The sequence below is a fragment of the Pseudoalteromonas sp. DL2-H2.2 genome (genome assembly GCF_021532535.1).
Taxonomy (GTDB): Bacteria; Pseudomonadota; Gammaproteobacteria; order Enterobacterales; family Alteromonadaceae; genus Pseudoalteromonas; species Pseudoalteromonas rubra_A.
In genome coordinates, this window is record NZ_JAKGBD010000014.1 from 15501 (window position 1) to 40547 (window position 25047).

At 47.9% G+C, this 25047-nt stretch carries 22 protein-coding genes; 10 read left to right on the forward strand and 12 right to left on the reverse strand.

The features are described from left to right. Positions 1-67: 67 nt before the first annotated feature. Together L1285_RS19280 and L1285_RS19285 are read right to left on the reverse strand one after the other, a co-directional pair. Positions 68-1156, reverse strand: a complete 1089-nt coding sequence (locus tag L1285_RS19280; RefSeq protein ID WP_235413810.1) for a hypothetical protein — start codon at positions 1154-1156, stop codon at positions 68-70. 346 nt (positions 1157-1502) lie between these two features. Beyond that, positions 1503-3140 (reverse strand): Na/Pi cotransporter family protein, encoded by a 1638-nt coding sequence (locus L1285_RS19285; protein WP_235413812.1) that lies wholly within the window; start codon positions 3138-3140, stop codon positions 1503-1505. A 304-nt stretch (positions 3141-3444) separates the two neighbouring features. Between L1285_RS19285 and L1285_RS19290 the strand changes: the two genes are divergently transcribed. From L1285_RS19290 to L1285_RS19300, 3 genes are read left to right on the forward strand one after another with little or no spacing between them, the layout of a single operon-like run. Beyond that, the gene (locus L1285_RS19290) at positions 3445-3825 is read left to right on the forward strand and encodes a BlaI/MecI/CopY family transcriptional regulator (protein WP_235413813.1); all 381 of its coding nucleotides are present in this window, start codon (positions 3445-3447) and stop codon (positions 3823-3825) included. Between the two features lies 1 nt (position 3826). Further along, on the forward strand, positions 3827-5233 hold the full coding sequence (locus L1285_RS19295) for a M23/M56 family metallopeptidase (protein WP_235413815.1): 1407 nt from the start codon (positions 3827-3829) through the stop codon (positions 5231-5233). A gap of 3 nt (positions 5234-5236) precedes the next feature. Continuing rightward, positions 5237-6550, forward strand: coding sequence for a M23 family metallopeptidase (locus tag L1285_RS19300; protein ID WP_235413817.1), 1314 nt, complete (start codon positions 5237-5239; stop codon positions 6548-6550). 68 nt (positions 6551-6618) lie between these two features. On the opposite strand, the gene L1285_RS19305 is transcribed toward L1285_RS19300, so the two are convergent. The 6 genes from L1285_RS19305 to L1285_RS19330 all read right to left on the reverse strand — a co-directional run bounded on the left by L1285_RS19305 (position 6619) and on the right by L1285_RS19330 (position 13510). Further along, complete coding sequence (locus L1285_RS19305) at positions 6619-7791, reverse strand: right-handed parallel beta-helix repeat-containing protein (protein ID WP_235413818.1); 1173 nt, start codon at positions 7789-7791, stop codon at positions 6619-6621. Between the two features lie 280 nt (positions 7792-8071). Next, positions 8072-9034, reverse strand: coding sequence for an endonuclease/exonuclease/phosphatase family protein (locus tag L1285_RS19310; protein WP_235413820.1), 963 nt, complete (start codon positions 9032-9034; stop codon positions 8072-8074). Between the two features lie 166 nt (positions 9035-9200). Beyond that, positions 9201-10802 carry a hypothetical protein gene (locus L1285_RS19315; RefSeq protein WP_235413822.1) on the reverse strand — a complete coding sequence of 534 codons (1602 nt, stop codon included), beginning with the start codon at positions 10800-10802 and terminating at the stop codon, positions 9201-9203. Further along, positions 10799-11542 (reverse strand): hypothetical protein, encoded by a 744-nt coding sequence (locus tag L1285_RS19320; protein ID WP_235413824.1) that lies wholly within the window; start codon positions 11540-11542, stop codon positions 10799-10801. Before L1285_RS19320 ends, L1285_RS19315 begins: the two co-directional genes overlap by 4 nt. A 96-nt stretch (positions 11543-11638) precedes the next feature. Then, positions 11639-12535: a hypothetical protein gene (locus L1285_RS19325; RefSeq protein WP_235413825.1), complete on the reverse strand. Its 897-nt coding sequence runs from the start codon at positions 12533-12535 to the stop codon at positions 11639-11641. Positions 12536-12553: 18 nt separating this feature from the next. Beyond that, positions 12554-13510, reverse strand: a complete 957-nt coding sequence (locus L1285_RS19330; protein ID WP_052713273.1) for a hypothetical protein — start codon at positions 13508-13510, stop codon at positions 12554-12556. Positions 13511-14187: 677 nt separating this feature from the next. Here L1285_RS19330 and L1285_RS19335 point away from each other — a divergent pair. The 4 genes from L1285_RS19335 (at position 14188) to L1285_RS19350 (ending at position 18501) form a co-directional block, all read left to right on the forward strand. After that, positions 14188-14655, forward strand: a complete 468-nt coding sequence (locus L1285_RS19335) for a CreA family protein (RefSeq protein ID WP_235413827.1) — start codon at positions 14188-14190, stop codon at positions 14653-14655. A gap of 147 nt (positions 14656-14802) precedes the next feature. Further along, on the forward strand, positions 14803-16824 hold the full coding sequence (locus L1285_RS19340; RefSeq protein WP_235413829.1) for a DUF3857 domain-containing protein: 2022 nt from the start codon (positions 14803-14805) through the stop codon (positions 16822-16824). Beyond that, entirely contained in the window at positions 16821-17903 is a 1083-nt protein-coding gene (locus tag L1285_RS19345) for a hypothetical protein (RefSeq protein ID WP_235413830.1), read from the forward strand. The genes L1285_RS19340 and L1285_RS19345 overlap by 4 nt, the downstream gene beginning before the upstream one ends. 13 nt (positions 17904-17916) lie before the next feature. After that, positions 17917-18501, forward strand: a complete 585-nt coding sequence (locus L1285_RS19350) for a GNAT family N-acetyltransferase (RefSeq protein WP_235413832.1) — start codon at positions 17917-17919, stop codon at positions 18499-18501. Here L1285_RS19350 and L1285_RS19355 read toward each other — a convergent pair. The 4 genes from L1285_RS19355 to L1285_RS19370 form a co-directional block, all read right to left on the reverse strand. Next, the gene (locus L1285_RS19355) at positions 18498-20201 is read right to left on the reverse strand and encodes a DUF4153 domain-containing protein (protein WP_235413833.1); all 1704 of its coding nucleotides are present in this window, start codon (positions 20199-20201) and stop codon (positions 18498-18500) included. The two genes, L1285_RS19350 and L1285_RS19355, sit on opposite strands and share 4 nt — an antisense overlap. 155 nt (positions 20202-20356) lie before the next feature. Beyond that, on the reverse strand, positions 20357-20803 hold the full coding sequence (gene yiaA, locus L1285_RS19360; RefSeq protein ID WP_235413835.1) for an inner membrane protein YiaA: 447 nt from the start codon (positions 20801-20803) through the stop codon (positions 20357-20359). A gap of 11 nt (positions 20804-20814) precedes the next feature. Next, positions 20815-21624 carry a DUF2145 domain-containing protein gene (locus L1285_RS19365; RefSeq protein WP_235413837.1) on the reverse strand — a complete coding sequence of 270 codons (810 nt, stop codon included), beginning with the start codon at positions 21622-21624 and terminating at the stop codon, positions 20815-20817. 2 nt (positions 21625-21626) lie between these two features. Then, on the reverse strand, positions 21627-21977 hold the full coding sequence (locus L1285_RS19370) for a hypothetical protein (protein ID WP_235413838.1): 351 nt from the start codon (positions 21975-21977) through the stop codon (positions 21627-21629). 133 nt (positions 21978-22110) lie between these two features. Between L1285_RS19370 and L1285_RS19375 the strand changes: the two genes are divergently transcribed. From L1285_RS19375 to L1285_RS19385, 3 genes are all read left to right on the forward strand, one after another. After that, complete coding sequence (locus tag L1285_RS19375) at positions 22111-22890, forward strand: helix-turn-helix domain-containing protein (protein WP_046006528.1); 780 nt, start codon at positions 22111-22113, stop codon at positions 22888-22890. Positions 22891-22966: 76 nt separating this feature from the next. Then, on the forward strand, positions 22967-23623 hold the full coding sequence (locus L1285_RS19380; protein WP_235413840.1) for a LysE family translocator: 657 nt from the start codon (positions 22967-22969) through the stop codon (positions 23621-23623). Between the two features lie 282 nt (positions 23624-23905). Then, positions 23906-24949 carry a GGDEF domain-containing protein gene (locus L1285_RS19385; protein WP_235413842.1) on the forward strand — a complete coding sequence of 348 codons (1044 nt, stop codon included), beginning with the start codon at positions 23906-23908 and terminating at the stop codon, positions 24947-24949. Positions 24950-25047 lie beyond the last annotated feature (98 nt).

The following is a 25047-nucleotide window of genomic DNA, read 5'->3' on the forward strand; positions in this document are numbered from 1 at the left end:
TCGATATCAATATCAGGGTATTTGAAGGTCTAATTTCAAATTCGTTGTAGCTATACTAAATCGCTTACTAATTTTCTTCAGAAGCTAGCTCATTCATTTTTACGCGAAGATGCGCTAATTCTTGGTGACTAAGCGAGTAGGTTGAAAGTGCTTTTAGCGCATGTTTTTTAACAGCAGTATGTTCATTTTGGTTGTTGATTGTGTGCCACAAAACTGCGCGATTGTCTTCTGATTTGAAGGTACTTTCAGCAATGGACATAATCGCTCTTGCACGCGCATTAACATCTTCTTCATGTATGGCCATGTGTCTTACAGGAGTAAGATCTGTGTCGGAAGTGGCCCATTGCGCTATCTGATAAGCACCATGGCGTCTTACGTTTTGATCTGTGGAAACAACGACGCGTGAGAGAGTTTGTTGTACGCGTTCATAATCTTCCCGAGTACCCGGAGCGGGTTTCAGAGCCATAATTGTAAACTGCTTCATATCTGAACTGGATTCTTGCTCTGAATCTATATGCTCCAGCAAGCGGTCACGAGTTTGCCCAGTAATACTGTCCATATTTGCTAGCAAGAATAATCCAGCGGCTCTGTCGTCCTCACTATTGGATAGCTCGGTTGCCAGCTCTATAGCTGCGCGTTGTGCCAGTGGATCACCCGTTTTTGAAAGAACGGCGCTCAGCTCTCTGCCAAGTAAGCTGTCAGGTGCCTGCACAAAAGCATCCACAATATGAATTATCAAAGACGGGTCTTGCTCAAGTGCCATCAGCATATCAATGCGTAGTTCTGAATATGCCTGATTAGGGCCCAATATTGCGTGCTGTAAAGACGCCGTGCTGGCAGCAACCTTTTCTTGTAGCGATGCTAAAGAGTGTATCAGTTGGTCTTCAGGTGACTGCCAGAGCATTGGTTCGGGATTTTGTTCACTTATTTTAGCCCCGGAAGGCGGTAACGCATACGGTAACGCATACGTATTGTTGTCCGAGTTTCTTGTACTGGCTGTCTTTGTGGTTGCTACCGGTAATACTTGCGGGGCCGTCTGAGTAGGCGCGATGCTTGCTGTTTTCTCTGGTTTACCAATCAGTATTAGCAAGGTAACGAAGACTACTACTATGCTTAATAATAACAAGAGCTTATTAGGCCTTAATTCAAAAATCATTGACACTGTCACTTCCTTGGTGGTGATTAAATGATCAATAAAACAATATAGGTACAATGTGACAGGCTTGTTGCGCTCTGGATTATTTTTACTAAAGCATATGCAGGGGGATTAGTTTGTTTATCTTGCACGTGTTGGGGAGGGGGTTCCCATTATATTGAGCAGTTCTCAACGGGCGAATAATGACTGATAGTGTGCCATTATTCGCAAACGAACGAGGCGATATCTCGGCTCAAAACTGCAGAGATACGCACCTATCTTAAACTCAGATGCCCACATCACTTTAATGTTACGTCGGCTTCTTGATAGCCTTATTTTTGCTATCTGAGCACTATCCAACAGTGAATTATTTGGTGCTATTACTGTTTACGCCAGGGGAAAGCTGGTGCTCTATCATATATAACAATAACATGGCTTTTTGCCATTGCTGTGTCAGCTGCCACATATCGGACAGACCATTGATGTTGACCACCATATTGTCGATAGGCAGGGTTGCATTAGTACCGGCCAGGATCAAATCATCCTTAACGTCGTCATGCAGCTGCTGTAGTTGTTCAAGTGCGGCGGTTAAGGTGCTTTCACTCATCGATTCGGCTGTCAGGCTGGTTTTCATAAAGTGCCCCAGCTGCGACTGATATTCCTGAAGCTGGGCGTGTAATTCAGGGTGATCGGCTAGTTGCTTTTGTGGCTGCAAGTGGGCTAGCTTTTCAACACAGTGACTGCAGGTGATCAGGTAGTGCTCAATGCGCATCAGCTTTGCCAGCAGACCAGTGGTTTCCTGGGACAGGGCCGACTGCTCCACGGTAACAATAAAGTTACTAATGTGCTGACAGAGCTTCTGAATAGTCTGGATCGCTTGTTCAATGGCCAGAGCGTCCAGAGGCTGGCGAGACTTTTCGTACTGCGCCAGTATTTTATCGGCCACTAATTTGGTTTCGAGCAGTAGCGCATTGGTGGCCAGTGCCGGTGTCTGGGCAATGGTTTTATCCAAAAATCGTGGCCGGGCGGCAGTCTCTTCGGCGCTGCAAAAGCGTTTCATTAAAAAGCCTGCCAATCGGTTATTGAGTGGAAAGATCAGCATCACGCCCAGTACATTAAACAGGGTATGGAATAGCGCCAGTGACAGCGCCGGGTCGGCGGTCAGATTAAAAAAGCCGGTGATCTCGGCGATCAGGTAAAACAGCACAGGTAACAGGACAAAGGCCACCAGAGCGGTGAGCGCGTTAAATACAACTTGCGCCGCGGCTACGCGTTTGGCGTTGGACGTGGCACCAATGGCAGCGAGAATTGAGGTCGAGGTAGTACCAATATTGGCTCCTATCACCATGGCGCCGGCTGCATACAGGCCAATCATGCCACTGGCTGCCGCCGTAATAGTCAGCGCGATGGACGCGCTGGATGACTGCGTCAGAGTGGTCATTACAATGCCAACCAGTAAAAACGTCAGCATGCCGGTCAATCCTTCGGCGGTGAACTGGCTCAGATCAAAAGTGGCGACAACATGTTCAAACGCGTCTTTAAGAATATCGATGCCGATGAAAAACAAGCCAAAGCCAACCAGCGCCAGGCCCGCTGACGCCAGCCGGGTTTGCGGGCGCAACAGCTTCATTAGTGCACCTATGCCAATCAGCGGCAGGGCTATGGCCTGAATATTGAATTTAAACCCAACTGCGGCAACCAGCCAGCCAGTGATGGTTGTGCCGACATTGGCACCATAGACGATCCCCAGTGCCTGATGCATAGTAATCAGGCCCGCATTAACAAAGCCCAGCGAGGCAACGGTTACTGCGCTGGACGATTGCACCAGTGCCGTCATGCAAAAGCCCGAGGCAATGCCACGTTGTGGGGTTTTGGTCCAGGTCGCCAGCACTTTGCGCAGCGACGCGCCGGCGGCGAGTTTCAAGCCATCTGTCATCATACCGATGGCGACCAAAAAAATCCCCAGGCCGCCAATCAGACTACCTATCAGTTGAAGTGTATCCATAGTTACTCAACCCCATTGTGGTGGCACAGCGTGCTCGGTCCACCTTATTTTACCGCCGTCAAAACTACCATGATTGCTAAAAAGGGCGTTGTCTGAGGTCAACTTTTTGAACGGTCACATATATTTAGGGATATAAGCAGAAGCTGGGAAAGTCAAGGCACCTGGCTTGAACGAGATGCAAGGTTAACGGAAGATTTAGCGGTCATGTTGCGCTGATTTGTGCCGTCATTTTAAAAGTGTGACTTGTGTCGCACTTTTTTAACTGTTAAAGTGCGACATATGTCACATTAAAACAACAACAGATATGAAACCTAATACCACCGAATTAGAGATCCTCAAGCTGCTGTGGCAACAGGAGCCGCGCACCGCCAAAGAAATTCACGATGCCATTGCTGCGCGTTTTAACTGGTCGTATTCCTCAACACGCAAAACACTTGAGCGCATGGGAGACAAAGGGTTGCTGAGCATTGGTGAACAGGGCAGTAAAAAGTCGTACACGGCCCGCGTTGAAAAAGTGCCGACTTTGGCCGCCTACGCCCAGGAATTTGCTAAAAATGTGCTGGAACTGGACGGCCCGTTGCCGGTTGCCATGTTTGCTGATAGTCGTTTGATAGAGTCGCAGGAGCTGGAGGAGCTGGAGCACCTGCTGGCATCTTTGTCTGAGCAGGATAAGCGAGGCCAGTAGTATGAGTCTGGCAACCTTACTTGCAATGTTGGGGTCTGTGCTGATCTGGTGTCTGCTGAGTGCTGCTCTGATGCGGGTGGGCCGTTTTCTGAGTCGCTACCATCCTGCGTCTCCCGGCTTATGTTGGGCTCTGCTGGCACTGAGTTTTGTGCCCTTTATTCCGCTGCCTGACATGACGCCAAACGGCCCTGTCCCCTTGATACTCTATGATTTTGCTGAGCAGACGGACAAGTTCCAAGTAAATACGGAGATTTTACTGACCGCGAACACGCAGTGGGACTGGTTGTGGGTGTTTATAGCGCTAACTTCGCTGGTTGCGCTGCAAAGTGTTCGCCACGGCGCGCGGTTACTGAACAAGCTCACCAGCCTGCGTGCCTTAATGGCCAGCGCTGAGCCACTGGAGGAAAGCCTTTATAAATCGCTCGCACCTTTTACACGTGTTAATGGTCGCCATAATGGATACCATAATGGCTATCAGGTACCTGTGTATGTTCTACCCCTCGATTGCACGGCTTTTGCAGCGGGTGTGCGTCACCCCGTGATTGTCATGCCCCGCTATTTTACTACCTTACCTCAGCACAAACAGCAAACCTTACTGCTGCACGAAATGACGCACCTGGTCCACAAAGACCATATTGCGATTATGATTTGGCAGTTAGTGCGGTGTTTATTTTGGTTTAATCCGGCGATTGCCAAAATGGAAGCGGCATTTATCAATGCCATGGAAGCGCGCTGCGATGCACAAACCATAGGCCGTTATGGGATTAACCGGCAGCAGTACGCGGCGACTTTGTTAGACGCACTGAAATACAGCACACTAAACAAGACACCCAATGCCGTCGCAGGGTTTGCCTCAGAAGCCTTATCGCTGGCTGATTACAAAAGTCGCCTGGTGCAGATCATGAAGCCGGTTAAGGCGCGACATCATTTTGTGCTCTTTAACTTGCTGATGATAGGCGTGTGCTGCGCATTTATCTCTTTTCAGGTGAAGCCTCTGCTGAGCCCTCAGACTCCAAACTGGCAGTGGCCAATGACTGAATATGAGATCAGTGCACACTTTGGTCATGTTTCGGCATTTCGTAACCACAAGCCTCATGGCGGGGTCGATTTGGTGGCTGCAAAAGGCTCTCCATTGAATGCTGTAGCCACTGGCAAAGTGTTGGTTGCCGATGATACCACGTTGTCCAAAAACTACGGAAAGGTGGTACTTATCCAGCATAGTAATGGCTATCAAAGCTTATATGCACATCTGGATAACATTACCGTGTCGCCCGGTGACTGGGTATCGGCCGGTGATGTGATTGGCACTTTAGGTGACAGTGGCCGGGTTACCGGCGCCCATCTGCACCTCGAAATTCTGGCTGACGGAGCGCGTCTTGACCCGCTGAGCATTTTCTCAAAGGACTAATTCATGAAATACCATCTGATGATCGCCATCCCTGTGGGTATGGTGCTAAGTACGCTTGTGTCTGATTTACCTGAGCAGACAGCGGCGAAAAGTGGCCCTGTGTGCAAGCCTGCTGTTGCACAGGCTGGACTAAGCTCAGAGCAAACAAGCGAAAAAGTAGCGTCTTTTCAGGCGCCTATTGAGCCTGAGCAGACGCCGCAGGTTGAACACAAACTGCTAACCCTGTCAGCGGGTCAGTCATTTATTGCCTTACTGAAACCCTTCGGCCTGAGTGACCGTCAGGCGTATAAGTTGCAAAAGTTGATGGCCCCTGAGGTGGATCTCAGCAAGCTGCCGGTTGGACAAAAAGTAAAAATAGAGGTCTTTGAGGGTCAATTACGTTTAGTCACTGTAGCGACCGGCTTTGCGCAGCGGCTGAGCATCTCAATGACGGGCGAGTGGCAAAAACGCCGCTATCAACTCGATACGCGCCCGGCTCAGGCGGTGCACGATGTTGCCATTACTCAAAGCCTTTACGAGTCGCTGATTGCCGACTCGGCGCCGCTGGATGTGGTCAATCAGAGTATCACGGTGTTTTCTCATTTTGTTGATTTTCAGCGGGAAATACATCGAGGCGATGCACTGACTCTGATGTATGACAAAGCCATTTTAATGACCAAAGACGGCCTGGAGCAGCAGCTGGAACAGGCTGGCCAGTTGCGCTTTGCCCGGCTTCAGAATCAGGGAGAAGACCTGGCGGTATATCACCATGATGCAGAGGGCGCGCAAAGCGGCTTTTACTTTGCCGACGGGCGTCCTGCGCAGAGTTTTTTGCTAAAAACCCCGTTAAATGGCGCGCGTTTATCGTCTAAATTCGGCAACCGAAAGCATCCTATTCTCGGTTATACACGGCTACACGCTGGACTGGATTTTGGTGCGCCCGTTGGCACACCTATCTTTGCCGCGGGTAATGGCACCATTAAAAAAGCAGGCTGGGGGGGTGGCTTTGGTAACCGGGTTGTGATCCGACACGGCAATGGCTACGAGACTCTATACGCGCACCTGAACGGGTTTGCCAAGGGCATGAAACCGGGTACTCGGGTTAAGCAAGGCGAAGTAATAGGATATCTGGGTAACACCGGATTGTCGCAGGCCCGCCATTTACACTATGAGGTACATAAAAATGGTAAGCCTATTAACCCATTGTCACTGAAACATGTAAAACAGCAGCGCCTGAGCGGCAGTCAGCTTGCCAGTCTGCAACAGCGCATTGCCCGTGTGCACCAAAATCCTGAGCTGGATCAGTATGTGACGAATGCGGTTTCGCCGGGTAAGTAGTTATTCTGAAATTCAGAAAATAAACGACAGCGCCCGGTACAGGCGCTGCTGTTAACAGAGTTTTATGACTACTGCTCAACCACGTAATGGCGGTTGTTAAGCTCTTGTCTGAGCACGTTATTATTCAGATAAGAGTAAGTCATTGGGCGATTGGCCGCGTCACGCTGTCCGTGATCTTCAATGGTGTTTTCTTTGATCAGGTTAGGGATTGCGGTATTGACAGCATACAGTTTAATGCCGTAACTGGCCGGATGCACAATCAGGTTTTCACTGTAGACATGCGCTTCACCACCGCTGATGGTGCTGTTCTGCTGCGCTGGGTTACGGGCAAAAATGCCATTTTCTCCGGCGTACAGAATGCGGTTGTCATGGATGGTTAAACCGTCGCCATCGAGCATCATGCCATTTCCGCCACTGCGGTAGATCAGGTTGCCCGTGACCGTTACCTTATCGCCGCCAACCTGAATACCTGTGTTTTGGTATTTAGGGTCGAACGGGCTGACGCCGGTGCGGTAAATCTTGTTATTGCGAATGCTTGCATCACTTGCCACCGAGTTGAGCTGAATACCATCGGCACCGATATTCTCAAGAGTGTTGTTGTATACGTCAACATCAGTCAGCTTATGCGGATACACAGTGGTTGCAACACCATCACATTCCAGCTTGCGGCTCTTCCCTGTATAGCCTATGTACATGCCTTCGCCTGTTTCGGTGTCGTGTATGTAGTTGTGGTGTACTCTCAGCCCGCGCATGGTGAAGTTTTCCTGCCAGGTGGCGGGGTCGCAGGTAGGATCGGTTTTAATCAACAGGCCGGCAAAACGCGCGCGGTAGATTTCAAGATTATCAATCTCTATGTACTCGCTGAGCCCACCAATGCCAACCGTACCACCCAGGCGCATACCGTAACCTGCTTCATCCCGGCTACCGGTAATGCGTAGCTGAGAAGATTGCTCGACGGCAATACTGTACTCGTAAGGGGTTGTTGTGACTGTGCCATCTTCGTTGCGGATCACGACTGGATTGCCCGCTTCACCGTGAACGTTGCGAATTCGCAGCGGGCCGCGTTCCCCGGCTGCCAGGCAGATAGTATCACCGGCGACCACGCCCAGCGTATTACCATCGATCAAATGGTGGCTGGAAGGGATCACTAGGTTACATTGCGCAGCGAGTGCCTGCGGGATAGTACACAGCGCCAGTGCGCCAGAGATCAGAGTTAGCGTGAGGGTTTTCGTGTCTTTCATTGCTTCTTCCTTATTGAAGTCATCGTTACACTTAGTTTGGTTAACGAAGATACCACAACACAATGCGTTAAGATCCTGCCTGTCTGGGGGGAATCTGCCAAAAGCACTAAATACATCTTTCGGCACTGTATCTGTAAACAGGTACTGGCACAATTTACTGCGCCATCGACAGTATCCCACACCTCAATGCTGACAACGCAATTAAGCACACAGGTATCGTTCGTCAAAATGCATTGTGCTATTAAATGAAATACTTGTCTATTATTTAGGGAATATTTTGTTACTCGTTTTGTATGATGTTGTTAAGTATGGCTAATTCATTATTGGTATTGACTTGCACCCAAAGCGGAAAGTGGTCGCTCAGCTCATAGGTCCATTTACTTTCGGGAATGCCGGTATCATCAAATATCGCAGCCATCAGGCCTTGTGCTGCAAAGTCAATCACGCCGCCTTTGTCGGCATAACTAAACGCATGCCTGGCACGGTGCAAAATTTGGTCGTAGCGTTTATTGCCAGCGCTCGCTGCGGTGTCGTTGATCTCTGCCAGGGCCAGCGGCATCTGTAATCCGCTTGAATGAGTAAGCGCCTGATAGAAGCGATCGCCAATGCGGGGAATATTAAAGTCGCCCACCACAATCAGGTCTTCATCAAAGACCGTATCGGCGTTGTCCACCCAGCGACTCTTTATCCAGTCGCCAAAGCTGGCAAGTTCTTGCTCACGGCCAGGGCGCGTGCCCCAGCGGGCGTGCATGGCCAGCATCATAAAATCGAAACTGCCAGCCTTAAAAGAAGCCATATAAGGCGCGCGCCACCAGGATTGCTCGCTGATATACTGGTCATCGACTTTTTGCCTGTCTGGCTGCGCTTCTGCGGCCAGGCCAGTAAACTGCACCATGCGTTTGTCGTAAACAAACGCGGTGCGCTCCCAGTTACCGCCAAAATCGCTTTGCCAGTCGCTGATCACAAACTGCCAGTCTGGTCCCAGTTGCAGCATTACTCGCTTAAAGTCGGTTAAATCGTCTCTCAGCTCGGTGATAGCAATCAGGTCAAACTGATACAAAATGCGCGAGATAAGCGTAATGGCCAGCTCGCTGCGTCGTCGTTTGCCAAAGTCACGAATATTCCAGGTTGCGATATTGAGGGTTTCATCCAGCATGGAGGGGGGTATGTGGCTTTGTTCTATACGTTCAACCAGTATTTTGAGTTTTTCTGCTGTGGCTTTTGAAAGGTGTGTCAGTTCCATGGGTTACCTTGCTCAAGTGATGAATAGATTCATAAAGCTAGCTCATTGCCCAGTGAATACCAGTTTTTCAGGTCGATATGCTCGGGTGATGTGGTGCTTAGCGAAGAGCGTGAATAAAGCAACGTGCCGCTGAGTAGCTCAGGGCACGCTGTAACTTATGAAGTCATTAAAATGCGTGTTTATACACATCAAACTGATCGTGTTGTAATGGATCTAAGACCTTTTTTTGTGATTGATTAAACTGCTCGATTAACATTTCAGGTGTCAGGTATTGGTCACTCTGTGTTTGTAAATAGTTCAACGCAGACACAGCAACTGGTGTTGAGTAAGAAGAGCTGTGGAAGGGCGCATAGATGGCACCGGCAGTCAGCACTCCATACAGGGTTGACGGATAAGACCGTTTACGGGATTTAATGCCGTTTTCTTTGTATCCGCCAGTCGGGATATACACATCGGTACAACGCCACAGATTATAATCGGTTTGCGACAACTTAGCGTTATCGGTCACACCTTCAAGAGGAATGTCCTCGATGCCAAGCCTTTTCATAGAAGTAAGTGGATTGGCGACCCTCAATCTTGGCTGAATGTCAGAATCACAATCTATAGGGTAAGCTGCATCATCTTCAACCAAAGCGCGTTGTGACTTTGCGATACCCGCTTGTACAAGCAAGGTTTTACGTTGCTCGTTTTCATCCGTTGTGTATGTGAACGAAGCGAGATTTTCGATGTATCTGATCTCCAGATCCATTAACGCCGTCATAACTGAGTCATCAAGCAGCGCGCCACATTTGGCCTTTACGGTATCATTCAATACGCTCTTAGACACACCAAAAGAGGCATTGATCAGGCCTATATTGTGTTCTTCCACGGCAGCTTGCAAACCACTGATTGCTCGGTCTTGCCTGGTTCTCAAATTTGCCAGCTCAGCTTCTCTTATTGCAGTGTCGCCACTGCTGAGTGCCTCACATGAGCTATTGTCCATCCAGTGCCCATCTTCAACCAAAAGAAGCTGTGCTCTGGGGTTGTACTCAAATAAGAATGAAACGACGTGCGCACCGTGGCCATCACCCACGGCAAAAAAAGGTGCGCCTTTTTCCTTGATAAGCGGCAGGTAGTTACCGGCAAATGTCGCAGATACGTGACTGAAGTCAATTGCCGACAAACTGCGCGAGGCGCTGGCAATTTCTGTGAAAACCTGGTTCGCTTCAGATGGCATCATAATGACCGGGCGGTGCGCAACTAAATTCATATCTGCATCATAACTGAGCAAATCGAGCACCCTGTCTCTGTATGCCGATACGGCTTGCTGAGACATGCCGAAGTCAATCACCATGATGCGCTGGTTCTTGTCAAACTTAGCTGCGTTGTGTGATACTGGTGAAAAGGTGACTTCTACCATGTTGCAGTTTTGCTCCCACCCGTCGCAAGTTGAGGCATTAACGATTTCTGTTACTTTATCAATAATGGCCTGATCACTTTCTAAAACTGGAAACTTTGGAAAGATAACCCCTTGTTGCTCAACAAGTCTGTCTGCGGGCGTCGGTTTCTGATCTGGATCCGGGTCTGGTGTAGGGTCTGGATCAGGCGTTGGATCGGGTGTGGGATCAGGGTCTGGTGTCGGATCTGGGGTTGGTGTGGGATCCGGAGTCGGGTTTGGACTTGGCGTAACTGATTTATCAGGCACTACCGATGTATCACCTTGTGCATTACTGCTCCCACAGGCACTTAGTGATGTTGCAAATAGTGCAATAAAGATTGCGTTTTTCATGATTGCTCCTTAATGAGATTCAATCTATTCCTTAGTTCGACCATTTTGTCATCAGGCAAGAGTAACACTGTTTCTGATAGCGATAAACCTGTTGTAAACAAGTCGTGAGTTTTCTTGGAGTATCCAGACTTTTCAACGATTTGTTCGAAGTCTCCCATTAACTCTTCTTGCGTCAGTGTTTCTGTATATTTAAATAACAGGTCCACATAGTCGTGCTCTATTCCCTGTACCCACTCTTCCTGGTTCAACCTTTCTGAAAGTTGTCCGATTGCTTTTTCTATCGGATCTCTTTGACCATTTTGAGCCAGGTAACTCAGGTACTCGATCGCGAGCAAACGTGCCTGAGCTTGCTCGCCTTTAAACATTTCTTGTGCAAAGCCTTTTTGAGTCAAAATTGTGTTTTGCAGTTGCAGCATGTCTGTGGAGCTATCCCATTGCCCAAAGAGTGCCTTCTTTCTTTCACTACGGTCAGCATGTTGACTAAATTCTATATACGTTTTTAAGTCTGCACTTGCGGTTTGCAGTGTCGTGACTGGCGTAGATTTGTTTTGGTTTGCAACCGAGTATGTGCTCGGCTTGTTGTTATTCTCGTTCTTTATCTTAGTTGCAACAGACTGAGCTTTGGCCATGCCGCTGTCGGGGTTACGGCTTTGCTGATTGTCTTTGGGCATACTCAGTGCTATCAAAATGGCACCGGAGACAGCAAGTAATCCCAGTTTTGTATAACGACTCTTGAGCATAATGATCCTTATAAACCAGCTGCTTGCCTCGTGAAAAGCAGCTGGTTGTTAGTTTGGGTTTATTAAAGCGGCTAACCAAAGCTAGCCATCTTTGTGTTACTGTCTAACTTTGAACTTAGCCATGTCACTCATAAGAATGTTCTGCCAGTACAAGTCACCCATCACTAAACCGTTTGCAATGACCAGGTGTCCTTGCTCTTCTTCGGCTGTGGTTAACAGGTTATAAACCATCTGATTTTCCGCGCCGCTTTCAATCGCTACGATTTTGTCGGTGCTGCCATCTTCTTTTACTAAATCATCGCCAGCTTGCAGGTTGCGAGCCACAGTCATTTTACCTGATGCTAACAGCACACCGTGCTCTTCAGACAAACCGATACGGATACCTGATTCTGTGTGTACAATTACAAGAGGCTTCTCTTCCGGACCCTTCGTAGTATCTTCGATTTGCTCAAGATCGAAGTGAACGTTAGACATAGTGGCAGTTTCTGCAAAGGCAAGTACATCGAATTTCTGTTCGTTGTTGAACAGGGCTTCGACATTTACCTGAGTGATTGCGTTAGATTTGCCTTCACGCGCAGAGATTTTTGTACCAACCTCAAAACAGCCACAGCGACAAACCGCAATTAGCTTACTTGGGTCAAACTGGTTACAAATAGGCGCAAAGTTTTTTTGCACAGCGTAGTTATACTCAGTGTTGTTGATACAGTTACCACGGGCATAGTTACGGTACTCACGACATTCTGCCTGCGTCAGCTCTGTGCCGTTACAACGAGACTTAAGCTGGTCAACATAAGTTTGATCTAAAAAGCGGTTTGTTTCGGTAGGAGTTGGATCATAACCACCACCACCGCCACCGCATTCAATACGCAATTCCTGTTCCATACCTGGCTCAGGGATTTCGCAATCTACAGGGAGGCGAGCTTCTGCGCTACTTACTGCTAACAAAGTCATCAAGGCAACGGATGCCAGAAGTAGTTTTTTGATAAGAGTCATTTATTTTTCCTTAATATTTTATTTTACGAGGCGAGGTTTGTACCAGCACTTAGGACGGTAGGCGTCATTAGCATTAGGTACGTTTAGGCTATGTGAAATGCTTGCACAATGGTTGCGAGCGGCTTCGAGTTCTGCGTAAATTGACTGACGACCCAGCGTGACGTCTTTGCCTGGGATCAGGTAGTCATCATTGTCAATTTTACATAATGCACCTTCGACGTAGGTATCCAGGCGACACTGTGGCTGAGGGTGAGCTTCATATGTTTGAGAGACAACACTGGTATCCCGGTCATCAAAGCTTACTGTCTGACCACGGCCCGCTGCCAGCAAACTCGCCAGCGAGTAGCCCGCCATGGCCGTGCGGTAGCAGAGGTTTTGGTCATAGAAATTGCCATAAGTGGCATCACATTTTGCTTTAGCGGTTGCGTTTACCGTATAGCGATAGGGGGTATTGTCCTCATCTGCCCAGATTTGCTTTGCGCATGCGTGAGAAGCAAAGTAGTCCGACTGCCCCTCGCTTGATGCCCAGCGAGTGCCTTTGAATGGGAAGCCGCCAAGGTGGTGACCCAGCTCGTGACACACGACCAGAGCAAATCCATCTTCTGTCACTTCAGGGGCACGTGCGAGTCCACCAAACATAGAAACTATCCAGTTATTGCCTTGTTGCAGTGCATAGGCATTTACTGTGTTATCGTCCCAATTCCGACGCCATACCAAGTTTGCGCCATGGGAGTTTACGATGGGCTCGTAAATGACATTAATTTCATCAATGATGCGATTAAAGTCATCCTCGGTCATGTCGCCGCTCATAGCATTGTGACGAAGATGAAGATTATTCTCCGGCATAATGATTTCTGAGTACTTAGAAATTGACAGGTGATCTTTGTTTCCATCAGCCGTGCTATGTGCATGTGCGGCTCCACCAGTCGCAGCAGACATAGCTACAAGCAGAGCGGTAATTGTAAAGCTCTTCATGATTACTGTAGTTCCTTATTGTAGTATTAGTTGTTGATGCACGTTTTGGGTGCTGAATTAATCTAAATAAAAAACTCAAGTATTAAAATAGTTGGTTTATTGATAAATTTTTGTTTATTTTGAAATTGCAATATTGTTAAATTTAGGTTTTTAGAGCATTATCCCTAAATTTAATACTAAACTCGGAATTTTATTTCTAACTCTATGAAATAAATTGTTTTATTTTGATTGTCCCGATTTTTAAATCGAACTTTAGGATAGCGTTTTAGTTCGATATATGAACAAAAGTTCTATTTGTTACTCTATGTATGAAAAAATAAAATAACGAAATAAGGAACTTTTTTGAAATATATGACTTTTTACTGTTGCTCAGACACGATCATCAGCCTAGTTGGGCATGGTTTTGTCTGACAGCGACAACCGAATATGATTTTATCGCTAACTTTTTGTGCGTCGAAAGGTCAATAACGGCACGAGATAAAGGTCCGCTATACTTATAGAAATCTGCATACTGTATTTTGAAACATCTTAGGATCTGATATCTTCTAAAGTTAGGGACAGAATATTAGGTAGAAAGTCCGCTGCCCCCGATTTTATGGCAGAGGGGACTACCCACTCTAACTGCTCCACCTGTGCAGCTCGTTATAACCGAAAATAGTCAATATGAAGGGATAAGAATGAACAAAACTCTGTTAACTGCAGGCCTGGCTTTGTTTTTGCTGGGCTGCTCAGATAGTGAGGTGGGCGATGTTTCTTTGGGTCTGTTTACGCTCAAAGACATTAAATTACATTCGATGACAGATCCGATTGTTACCGGCGTGACGTGTCATGTCGCCAGCATAGAGGCCGATCTTAGCTTATCCGACCCCAGCGATAGCTCCATTGCGTGTCGTCAGACCGGCGAAATTACGCCGCAAATGATAGCGCAGATAGATAAGAGCAAGTCGGGTGAAGTGGTATTCAAGCAATCAAAAAGTGTGTTTTTTAAGGCCATGAAGGTCAGGCGCATTTTTGATGCGGAGCATCAGACACTGATGTATCTGTCCTATACAACCAAAGAAACCTCAGGCAGTTTTAAACATAGCTTGTCAACCGTTCCTTTATGGGGCACTCAGGCTTACTCTGAAAAATTAGCCAGCCAGTAGGGTAGAACAATACAGCGCTCTGGTAGTACAGCGCTCTGGTAGTGTGCAACCGGCAGTTGCCTGTCTGTATAAACTGAAGTGTTTGTGTCCACAAAATGCCTGATAGCCACTGTCAGCTGTTCAGGGAAGAGTAAAAAGTTGAGTATTATGAAGCAGCTATACATCCTATGCGCCATCGTTCTGATGGTGTGGTTTAACCCTGTCAGGGCGCTCGGTGAACGTCCTGATGTGACAATTTCTTCGGCTCCTGCATGGGCTTCAAAGCAGTCACTGCCAGCGTTACCTGAAAGTTTAAGAAAGCCACTTCATTATCGCCTGGTTGATCGTCAGGTGAGCGATGCCGCAGGCGTAACAGCGGTTTCTCACAATCGGTTTGTGTTTACCGATGCGGCCGGAGTGCAGGAGGGCAGTACGGTCAGAGTGCGCTTTAATCCGGCTTATCAGCAACTGGTATTTCACAATGTCACAGTGTGGCGAGACGGCAAAGCCGTTTACCAGTTAGCTGCGCAGGATATTAAAGTGATCAATGCTGAAGAGGACCAGAAAAACAACATGTATCTGGGCTTGTTTGATGCGTTGATCTTGCTTCAGGATATTCGGGTCGGCGATGAACTTGATTACAGCTACAGCTTATCGGGTAACAACCCGGTTTTGGGCGAGCGCTTCAGTTATTTTGATAACCTGGGCTGGGGTGTGGCGGTTGACTTACTGACCTTTAAACTGACCCTGCCAGATGATAAGCAAGTGGCGCATAAAGTATTTGGCAACCTCAATACACAGGTTCAGCATCAGCAAAGTGAGGGCACGCAAACCTTTACCGTGAAAGTTGAAAACAGCATTGCGCACACGGTTGAGAACGAACTGCCCGGCTGGTTTAGTCCTTTTCCTTATATTCAGTTCACCGAGTTTAACTCCTGGCTTGAAGTGCAATCCTGGGCAGCTGAGTTGTTTCAGGCTAAAACCGAGCACAGCCCTGAACTGACAGCCTACATTAACGAATTAAAAGCCTTACCCAAACAGCAAGCCATTGAGCAGGCGATCACGTTTGTGCAGGATGAGATCCGCTATCTCGGTCTGGAATTGGGTGTGAATTCGCATCAGCCCAACATGCCCCATCAGGTATTTGAAAAACGTTTTGGAGATTGCAAGGATAAAACATTGCTGCTCAATACATTGCTGCGCGCGCTGGATGTTGACGCTCAGCCGGCGCTGGTCTCGACGGATAAACGTGCTCATATTAGTGAGTATTTACCTACTCACAGTGCCTTTAATCATGTGATCACCCACTTTACACTGGACGGTGAGGCATACTGGGTTGACCCAACCATTAACTATCAGGGAAGCCGCCTGAGCAGCTTACATCAGCCTGACTATGGTAGTGCACTGCTGGTGGACAGCCAGTCCGGCGCCTTGACGGAAGTGGATATCAAGCCCGCCCGTCATGGTATTGATATCAATGAAATGATCGTTGCACCGGATTATGTCTCACCGGTTCAATGGCGGATTGAATCTCAGTACTCTGGCTGGCAGGCGGAGCGCCTGCGTTATCAGCTGGCCTCTTCGCAGAAAAAGGTTTTTCAGGAACATTCTTTGAACTACTACGCGCAGTTTTATCCGGGCGTGCAGGTAAAAACACCTATCTCGTTTAGTGATAATCGCCGGGATAATGTCATCACCGTGGTTGAATCTTACTGGGTGCCTGATTTTTGGCAACCGGGAGAAAACGGCGCGGCCGAGTTTTATCTCTCTGCTGGTAATGTCAGTCAATACGTTAAACTCCCTCAGACAGTGCGCCGTAAGCAGCCTTTAGCCAAGGCATATCCTTTGTCTTTGTCTCAACGCGTGACTTTACTGATGCCGGCAGATGTAGACTTTAGTGCGCTGGCTTATCAGAAATCCTTTACCGACCCTTATGTGCAAATTGATAGCGCCATGGAATACGACCGTCGTCGGGTGACTTTCCATGCCAGGTATGAAGCCTTGCAGGAATTTGTGCCTGTAGAGGCGGTACCTGCTCATCTTAGTAAGATCAAACAGGCGAATAAGTATAGTGGCTTTGGGGGCACAGTTATGGAGGTAGAGACTAACCCTAACTACACCTTATTTCAGGACTTTATTAACCAGCTTGAAAATAAAACCAAGATGAAATTTGTCGGAGAGTCACTATGAAACAGTTATTGAGCCTGCTGGTTTTTATCTGTGTTTTGTCTGGCTGTGCGTCGACCAACAAAGCCACGTTTTTGGAAACTTCAGCCACCATTTATGAAGCCAACAAAAAGCTGGAATACTTATTTAAAAACCCCGATGAAGATGTGCTGCTGGCCATGATTGACCGACACGCCAGTGAAGCTTACGTAAAAAATGAACTGGGCGGGGAAGATCCCAAGTTTGCGATGAAGAGTGCTTATATTTCAATAGGGGCAATCATTGGTCTGGCTTCTTTTGAACACATTGTATACAGTCACAGCCGGGAAGTCGGTGACTACTGGCTGAGCCGGTATATTTTCTCTCACAATAATGGCACCTTTGCACTGGTCGATATCACTTTGACAAAACAGGATTATAGACTGGTGGATGTCAACAACCTGAGTTATCGCTCCAGTTTGGTGCATTTTTTCGCTGAATATGATCAACAGGTTAAATCGGCAGGACATGAAGAAGCGATAGCGGTGGTGACAGAGCATCTGGAAAAGAAAGCATCGCAGTTAGCGCTTGAAAAGTACCAGCAGCTCCCTGGCGAGGTTAAAACCTTGCCAATTGTGCATGAAACTTTGTTCCGCGCCCTTGAAACCTGTGAGGGGGAGCAGCATCAGCTGTTCTGCGAGACTTTGCTCACAGACAGCGAGAATGTGCATCACGGGCTCCTTAAAGCAAACCTGTTTCGCAGTATGGGGCAGTACCAACAGGCACTGACAAAGTTTGAAGACCTGCCTGAAGATATTCGCTTAAGCCCACCAATTTTGATGGAAAAAGCCATGGTGCATGCGCATTTAGGCCATAAGCGCGAAGCGTTTGCTATTGCACTGGACGGACTGTATCAAAACGCGGGTAGCGCCTATGGCTATTTGATCATGTTGCAGGTTGCGCTGATCACCGACGAGCACGACTATACTGTTGAGTTGCTTAATTTTATGAAAGAGACTTTTGAGATCCAATTTTCTGAGCAGCAGCTGGCCGATATCACAAACAGTGAAAGTTTCATGAAATCAAAGCAATATGCGCAGTTTAAACAAGTCTACCAGTCATAATTGTGAGCCAACTATGTGGATAAAAAATACCCCTCTTGAAGGGCGGTACATTCGATTAGAGCTACTTTCAATGGAGCATGTTGAGGATCTGCAAGATGCTGTGGAGGATGGCCAAAGCTGGAAGCTCTGGTACGCAAACGTGCCCTCACCGGAGCAAATGCAAGGTTATGTGCAAAAGGCACTTAGCAAGAGTATGGACGATCAGGTGACTTATGTCGTCAGGTCGGTTGCCAGCGGCCATATCGTTGGCACTACGCGCTACTATGATATTAAACCTGAACATAAGCGCGCTTCAATCGGGTATACCTGGTACAGTGCGGCGGTGCGTCGTACGCCAGTTAATACCGAGGCAAAATTACTCTTGATGGAAAACCTGTTTGAGCAGTGCGGTGCGCTCTCGTTAGAGTTTAAAACACACTTTTTCAATCATGCGTCACGCAAAGCCATTGAGCGCCTGGGCGCCAAACTGGACGGGGTGCTCAGAAGCCACCAGATCCTGGCGGATGGCTCCATTCGCGATACGGCGGTCTACTCAATTCTGGCCAGTGAATGGCCGGCCGTGCGTAACCACCTCAAAGCTAAACTCACAGCCCGTTAAAACGGGCTGTTTAGTTGATAGCGTTGCCCACCCACTTTGAGCTCCTTAAATCTGGGCTCGGCCAGCTCAAAGTTGTCTGATTTGAGTGCATCGAGCAGATCCTGTGATTGCCTGTCGTATACCTTTTGCTCCATGTAGCCACTTTGCCAGCCCAGCTTGCCATCGATCACACCCAGATAAAAAACCCGTAACTCGACTCTTTGCTGGGTACTGGCGACAAACAAATACTCAGGCTCGGGTGTGTTATCCAGCTGAATGGGTTTAAGTAGCAATTCCGTGGCGTCATCAAACAAATGTGTATTGTGCTTGGCAAAATTTTCCAGTGCGTTTTGTAACGCTTGGGGCAGGGCCTGCTTTTCATCCTCAGACATGTCGATAAGTGCCAGCAGGGTTTGCGAGGTCAGGGGCTGTGTTTCCAGAGCCAGTGCAGTGTCGATCCGGCGTTTTAGTTGCCCGTCGCTGACTTCCTGTTGCAGTGCCTTGAGTGCTTGCAGCCCTTGTTTGCCGAGCTCGTTTGCCAGATAGCGAGGGTCGAAATCCGCAGGCTGAGTGATACCCGTTTTTAGGCGTTCTATCTGAGAGGCAACACTCAGGCCCCGAAAGTCGAGCAAAGGTGTTTGGGTCGCTATCAACAGTGCAAACAAAGATAAAGTCACCGGGCGGTTAACCGTGCTCAGCCGGGTGTGCCAGCTGGCTTTATGCATAATCAGTTGCCAGAAATAGCCTAAGCAAATCGTCATGCTGATAAGCGCGATAAGCACCGCCCACAGGCGAGCAAGGCTCAGTCCATACTGCTCAATTCTGAGCTGTAGCCCCCAACCACTGAGCGCCAGGTAGCAGGGCAGCAGAACCAGTCCCAGCGCGATAAAGCGCCGATACCACAGGCGCTGTGCCAGTGCGTCTTTAGCCAAATTCAGGCACAACACTATGGCGCCGACCAGCACAAAGATAAGCGCACTGCCGCCATTTTTCCACAGAGTCTCCAGCTCGCTGAATGATACCGCGATGATAAACAGCAAGGCCACGGCAACCAGCACTGGCAACAATAAGGTGGCAAAGTTACGGCAAATGGCGAACAGCTGACTGGCCAGGTTGCTGCGACTACGGGCCTGCATCACCCCAATGGCCTGGCTTAATGTGATGGCCGGGTAGTAAAACCAGGGCTCTGAAAACAGCTCGGTAAAAAAGCTGATCTCAATAACCTCAAACAGTCCGGCCCAGAGCATCAACAACATCAGCACCGACAGAGTGAATAGCTGCGCCGCTGCAAAGACCAGCAAAAAGCGCCCCATGGCGCGGCTTAAGGTGTCGTAGTCGGGCAGCCAGTTTTCTTTTGCGTTTTGGGTTATCCAGGGAACGAGCAGCACCGAGGCCAGGAAGACAATAAGCGGGTAAGGCCAGGCTTGCGAGGGCAAAGGTGCGCGCTCGGGTAACAGCTGGCTGCCAATGTAATAGCCGCACAGCGTGAACAGCAGGGCATACATGCCCAGCTGAATGTAAAAAGTGCGCTTGAGCTGGGTAAAACTCGAATAAATGAGAGTTGAGGGTAGAAACACGACTAAGGAGTAAGCCGCAAACAGCCAGTGTGGTGACTGTGCCGGCCAGAATTCGAATTCAACAGCCTGATGCAGGATGATCAGTAAAAAGCTCTGCAACAGAGCTGCGAGTAATAATTGGCGTGCGCTCAGTAAATTTTCCATAGATGTCTCACAATATCAGATCCTTGTGCCTGTCATTTAAACTTAACAGCACTTAAATGCAAGTAAAGAATGGCCAAAGTGGCTTTAGATGACGCTCGACCTGATCTGCATATGTCACTCTTTTAAGGCCGCGTTGCGCGGCCTTACTTTTTAGTTTATTCCTCACCATCCATGATGTTAGCGGTTGATGTGGGCGTGTCTTGCTCTAAGCTCTGACCATCCCGAACGTTCTTTTGAACCGCTATCGCAGCATACAGACTCATCAGATACGCGATACCATAAAAGCCCTTTTCACTGAGCAGTAACTCGGCGCGCCACAGGGCAAATACCAGTAAGACGATGGCCAGCACGGTGGAGACCAAGCTCAGTAAATAATAGATATTTGAGGTCGGGATTTGCTCCTGCCTGTCACGAATACACTTTTGTAGTGATACGGCAGAAAACAGGCCATACAGCAGGGCAATCAGGTAATAGCCTTTTTCATTTAAGGCCATTTGTGCGTTGAACAGGCCAACCAGGTAACAGGCAATGCCAATCAGCAGGGCTGCTATCGAGGCCAATCGAAATGCTTTACTTGGTGCATAAGCGGTTGAATGCGTCATAATCTGTTCTCCTAAAGTGGGTATTTCAAATCAACCGGGCCGTCCGGTGTCAGCACTGTGCTGTGCGCCAGCAACTGATTGTCGTTCAGGTATTGGGCGATAGCGCGAAAGGTCGTCGTTTTGACCTTACCCTGGTGGTCGCTACTGTCGATGCCGTCGTTAAAGAACGCGCCCAGCGAAAGTTTAAAGCGGCTGACTTTGAGTGTTTGCGGCTCAAAATAGGCCCGCGTATTCACTTTGAGCTGTGCCATGTCTGTGGTGTTATATAAAGCTGCATTGATCACATTCAGCGTATGCTCGGTGCAGTTCTGTTTTTGGTTATTAAAGGGGTTAGCCACCACCGAGTAGCGCGGATTGTGGACCTTTTCTGGCACCCCCTGTGCAATGGCGTTTAGGAGCTTTTGTTGTAATGCCCGGTTGGGTATCGCTATGGCCGCTTTAAGGTCATGTACTGACCAGAAAAAGTCCGTCGGGTAATCCACAATTAGCTGACTCGTGCCAGGGTCGTCGCTCAGCTGATATAAATTGTGAATGGCATAACCTTGTTTCTTCTCGCCATCTGTGGTTGTGAGTTCGGAATACACCGCCAGTGCGACATGGGTAAATTCGATGCCCTTAGGCAAGTCTTCCAGCGCTCGACCAACCCGGCCAATAATAAACACGTGCGCGCCCTGGGCTGCGGCATAACGCTCGACCTGTTTGGCAAACTGAGCAATCTGGTTTGCTTCAAAGCGAGCTTCGCCACCATTCTGGCTACCTGCAAAAGTGTGTGTGCTGGCACATATTGCTGCGGCCATACACAGTCCTTGTATCCATTTCATTGTTACAGCTCCCCGTTAAGCGCCTGCGCCGGTGCAGGTCCTGCAATTAATACATCGTCACAAATAGGCAAAGGTTTTGGGCTGGCGGCGTCAGATAAGTCTGCTGCGGCCTTGGTACTGGCCATACCTACTGAAATTGCACCGAACCCGACTACTGCAACGGGGATAGCAACTGCAATCATAGACACTTTTGCGCCCTCAACGGCGCTTTCACCTACGCTAAGTGCGCTGTACTTACTGGCCTGACTACCATGATGGCTGGCCTGTGATGCATGGCTGTCATTGGCCATTGTTGGTGTGCAAACCAACCCTAATAGTGCGGTACATAAAACTGAACGAAGTAAGTGAGCCATGTTTTTCCCTCCTGGTATGCAAACCATCTGGCTTGCGTTGACTTGTTTTCCAATTTAGCGCAGGGATTATATTTGTATACTAAAAATTAAGATGTATAGTAATTAGAGACTATAAGTATAGGAATGTAATACTTTGAGCCAGATCCCATTAATTACTTCAACGCTTAAACAGCTGCTAAAGCAGCACAAGCTGACCTATAAAGAGGTCGCCAGTGCGCTGGATATGAGCGAGGCCAATATTAAACGTGTGTTTGCCACCGAGCAGTTTAGCCTGCAACGACTCGAGCAGATCTGCGACCTGATGCAGTTGTCTTTGGCGGATTTGTTCGAGCTCGGCGAGCAAAAGCAGTCACTGGTGAGCCAGCTCACGCAGGATCAGGAGCAGGAGTTGATGGAAAACCCTAAACTATTTTTGGTGGCTGTGTGCGTACGTGATGGCTGGCAATTTGAAGACATTGTCTCTCAGTATCAAATTGATGCGCTCGATTGCATTCGTCTACTGGCACGATTGGATAGCCTGAACATGATCCAGCTGTTGCCCAATAATCGCTATAAATCGCTGGTTGCGCAGGATTTTCGCTGGATCCCCGGCGGTCCGCTAGAGCGCTTTATTGAACAGCAGGTGTTGACCAAATTTTTACAGGGAGATTTTAACCGTGAGGATAGCTTTCGGTTTTATTTACGCGGCAGCTATAGTGAAGCAACCATCAGTGTGGTGCGACGTCGTCTGGAGCAGCTTACTAAAGAGGTTGCTCAGCTTAATCAGCAGGACGCCCGTTTGCCGCTGAATAAGCGCCAGAGTGTTGGCCTGTTTCTGGCCATGCGTCCCTGGCAGCTGGGGCTGTTTAACGATCTCAGGCGCGAAGACAGGGCAGAAGCAACTGAACAAAGCGCAAAAACCTCGCAACCATGATTTATTTTATGTACTTAAATGGGTACACTTTAAATCATAATTTATATCTTAAAATGGCTTCGGGCCCCGGGATAGCATGATAGATGTCACCTTATTACCTCTGTTTTTCACGACCATTTTCTTTTTGGTGATAAGCCCCGGTCCCGATCTTTTGCTGTTATCCAGTTATTCTGCAACGAAAGGGTTTCGGGCTGGGGCATATATTGCGTTGGGGATCCTGCTTGCAGGCTTTGTACAAACGGCATTGGTGGCTTTTGGCCTCGGCCAGATAATGCAAACCATGCCCCTGGTTGCGTTGGCAGTTAAGTTAATTGGTGCTGTCTATCTGGCTTATCTGGGGGTGAAAATGTTACTGCATTGGTACAAACATCGCAGTATGGCCCCTTCTCAGGATAAAACAGATTTGGCCGACATGGGCCTTAAAGGCACAGAGCTGATAAAGCGAGGGTGTCTTAATAATTTACTTAACCCCAAAGCGCTGTTGTTCTTTAGTTTGTTTTTACCTCAGTTTACCACTGCGGATCATGACCTGAGCACGCAATTAATCACGCTTGGATTGATGCTCAGTGTGTTTGCATTTGTCGTTAATCTATTGTTTGCCGCTGCGTTTAGCAATCTGGCGAAAACCATAGCAACGCGCTTTAAAGGAATAAAACGTTGGGCGGTTCATCTTGACGGCGTGCTGGGCACCTTGTTTATTGCGTTATCAGCACGTCTGGCACTGAGTAAGTAAAACGTCATTGTATGGTAATAAGCAATAATTAAGATGGCCGGAATAAGGAGAGGCTGTAAGCTTTTTTAATTTTATCAATGGTCTGAATAAATTATTTTAAAACTGTCTGGGAAGGAATTTTTTATGTCCCACAGATAGCAAAGTGAATTTATTTGTAAATGACACGATATGATTGATTAATTTTTTCTAATTATTTAGTATTGCACACGTTTGGCTCCAAAAGTAGAACAATAAATAAACAATAAAACATTGCCACCAGACAATGTGACTTGATGGACCTTTATGGAATTTGATACAACACTGACTCAGTCTGCGCACTACCTTAAACAGGCGCTCCCCATTATGATCCGGAATCGGATCCCACTGACACCACTGAATTATTCAATTTGTTATTGCTATGTAGTGGGGTCGCAGCCAGAACTGAATGTTGAGTTTGATCAGATCTTGGCCCGCTATCAAAGTTGTCCACCACACCTGGCCAGAGAGTTATTTGACAAGTACCTTTCTCAGCAAGATTTGGCCTTGTTTCATGAAATTTCTCATTCTTTCCAGGGCGCCATAGATCAAGTCCAAAGTGGTATTTGTGAAACCCTGGAATCCTCACAGGACTTTTCGGCTTTTCTGTCGGAGTGCCATTATGGATTGCATAGCCTGAAAAAGCGGGGTTCGGAGCAAGATCCGCGTGCCTACGATGAAGTACTGGAATATGTGTCCCGGCTAACCCGCGAAGCCGTCGCCATGCAGCAAAATGCATTGGGCTTTCAAAATAAGTTGGAAGTCGCTTATGACGAAATCAAGCTACTCAAAGAAGCACTATTTGCCTCACAGCGAGAAGCGAATACCGATAAACTCACGGGGCTGTTAAATCGCGGTAAGTTCGATGAGGACATTGTTAGCTTCTGCGTTCACCCGCGGAGTAAGCAGAAGGTGTTGATATTTGTTGATATCGATCATTTTAAGCGCTTTAACGACGATTTTGGTCATCAAAAAGGCGATGATATTCTTCGCAAGGTGGCTGAAAAACTAGCACATCATGCCCAAGGTCGCGGCGATGCCTATCGCTATGGCGGTGAAGAATTTTGCCTGACTTTGTCACTGAGCAGTGTCAGTGAAGCGGTCAGTTTTGCCAATATGGTTCGTCAGGATATTCGCAAGCTTTCGGTTAAAGATAAAAAAACCGGTGAGCCTATCAGACAGATCACGGCCAGCTTTGGGATAGCGTTATATAAAGACGGTGCCCCTTGGCAAAGCTTGGTTGAGCTGGCTGACAGAGCCTTGTATCTGGCCAAATCTCATGGCCGAGACAGGGTTGAAGTTGCCGGCTAACCGTCGGCAATAGCCATTGCTGTGTCTTAAAACTTCGCGACTAACCCAGCCTCAAAATTTCTTCATAATTCCCATTACCCAAATTACAAACGTTAATA

Bases quoted from the DNA above. Each gene is read 5' to 3' on its own strand.
- L1285_RS19335 (WP_235413827.1), top strand. From the start codon at position 14,188: ATGAACAAAACTCTGTTAACTGCAGGCCTGGCTTTGTTTTTGCTGGGC.
- L1285_RS19325 (WP_235413825.1), bottom strand. From the start codon at position 12,535: ATGACTCTTATCAAAAAACTACTTCTGGCATCCGTTGCCTTGATGACT.
- L1285_RS19370 (WP_235413838.1), bottom strand. From the start codon at position 21,977: ATGGCTCACTTACTTCGTTCAGTTTTATGTACCGCACTATTAGGGTTG.
- L1285_RS19315 (WP_235413822.1), bottom strand. From the start codon at position 10,802: ATGAAAAACGCAATCTTTATTGCACTATTTGCAACATCACTAAGTGCC.
- L1285_RS19340 (WP_235413829.1), top strand. From the start codon at position 14,803: ATGAAGCAGCTATACATCCTATGCGCCATCGTTCTGATGGTGTGGTTT.
- L1285_RS19350 (WP_235413832.1), top strand. From the start codon at position 17,917: ATGTGGATAAAAAATACCCCTCTTGAAGGGCGGTACATTCGATTAGAG.
- L1285_RS19295 (WP_235413815.1), top strand. From the start codon at position 3,827: ATGAGTCTGGCAACCTTACTTGCAATGTTGGGGTCTGTGCTGATCTGG.
- L1285_RS19310 (WP_235413820.1), bottom strand. From the start codon at position 9,034: ATGGAACTGACACACCTTTCAAAAGCCACAGCAGAAAAACTCAAAATA.
- L1285_RS19285 (WP_235413812.1), bottom strand. From the start codon at position 3,140: ATGGATACACTTCAACTGATAGGTAGTCTGATTGGCGGCCTGGGGATT.
- L1285_RS19280 (WP_235413810.1), bottom strand. From the start codon at position 1,156: ATGATTTTTGAATTAAGGCCTAATAAGCTCTTGTTATTATTAAGCATA.
- yiaA (WP_235413835.1), bottom strand. From the start codon at position 20,803: ATGACGCATTCAACCGCTTATGCACCAAGTAAAGCATTTCGATTGGCC.
- L1285_RS19320 (WP_235413824.1), bottom strand. From the start codon at position 11,542: ATGCTCAAGAGTCGTTATACAAAACTGGGATTACTTGCTGTCTCCGGT.
- L1285_RS19290 (WP_235413813.1), top strand. From the start codon at position 3,445: ATGAAACCTAATACCACCGAATTAGAGATCCTCAAGCTGCTGTGGCAA.
- L1285_RS19365 (WP_235413837.1), bottom strand. From the start codon at position 21,624: ATGAAATGGATACAAGGACTGTGTATGGCCGCAGCAATATGTGCCAGC.
- L1285_RS19330 (WP_052713273.1), bottom strand. From the start codon at position 13,510: ATGAAGAGCTTTACAATTACCGCTCTGCTTGTAGCTATGTCTGCTGCG.
- L1285_RS19300 (WP_235413817.1), top strand. From the start codon at position 5,237: ATGAAATACCATCTGATGATCGCCATCCCTGTGGGTATGGTGCTAAGT.
- L1285_RS19385 (WP_235413842.1), top strand. From the start codon at position 23,906: ATGGAATTTGATACAACACTGACTCAGTCTGCGCACTACCTTAAACAG.
- L1285_RS19305 (WP_235413818.1), bottom strand. From the start codon at position 7,791: ATGAAAGACACGAAAACCCTCACGCTAACTCTGATCTCTGGCGCACTG.
- L1285_RS19355 (WP_235413833.1), bottom strand. From the start codon at position 20,201: ATGGAAAATTTACTGAGCGCACGCCAATTATTACTCGCAGCTCTGTTG.
- L1285_RS19345 (WP_235413830.1), top strand. From the start codon at position 16,821: ATGAAACAGTTATTGAGCCTGCTGGTTTTTATCTGTGTTTTGTCTGGC.
- L1285_RS19380 (WP_235413840.1), top strand. From the start codon at position 22,967: ATGATAGATGTCACCTTATTACCTCTGTTTTTCACGACCATTTTCTTT.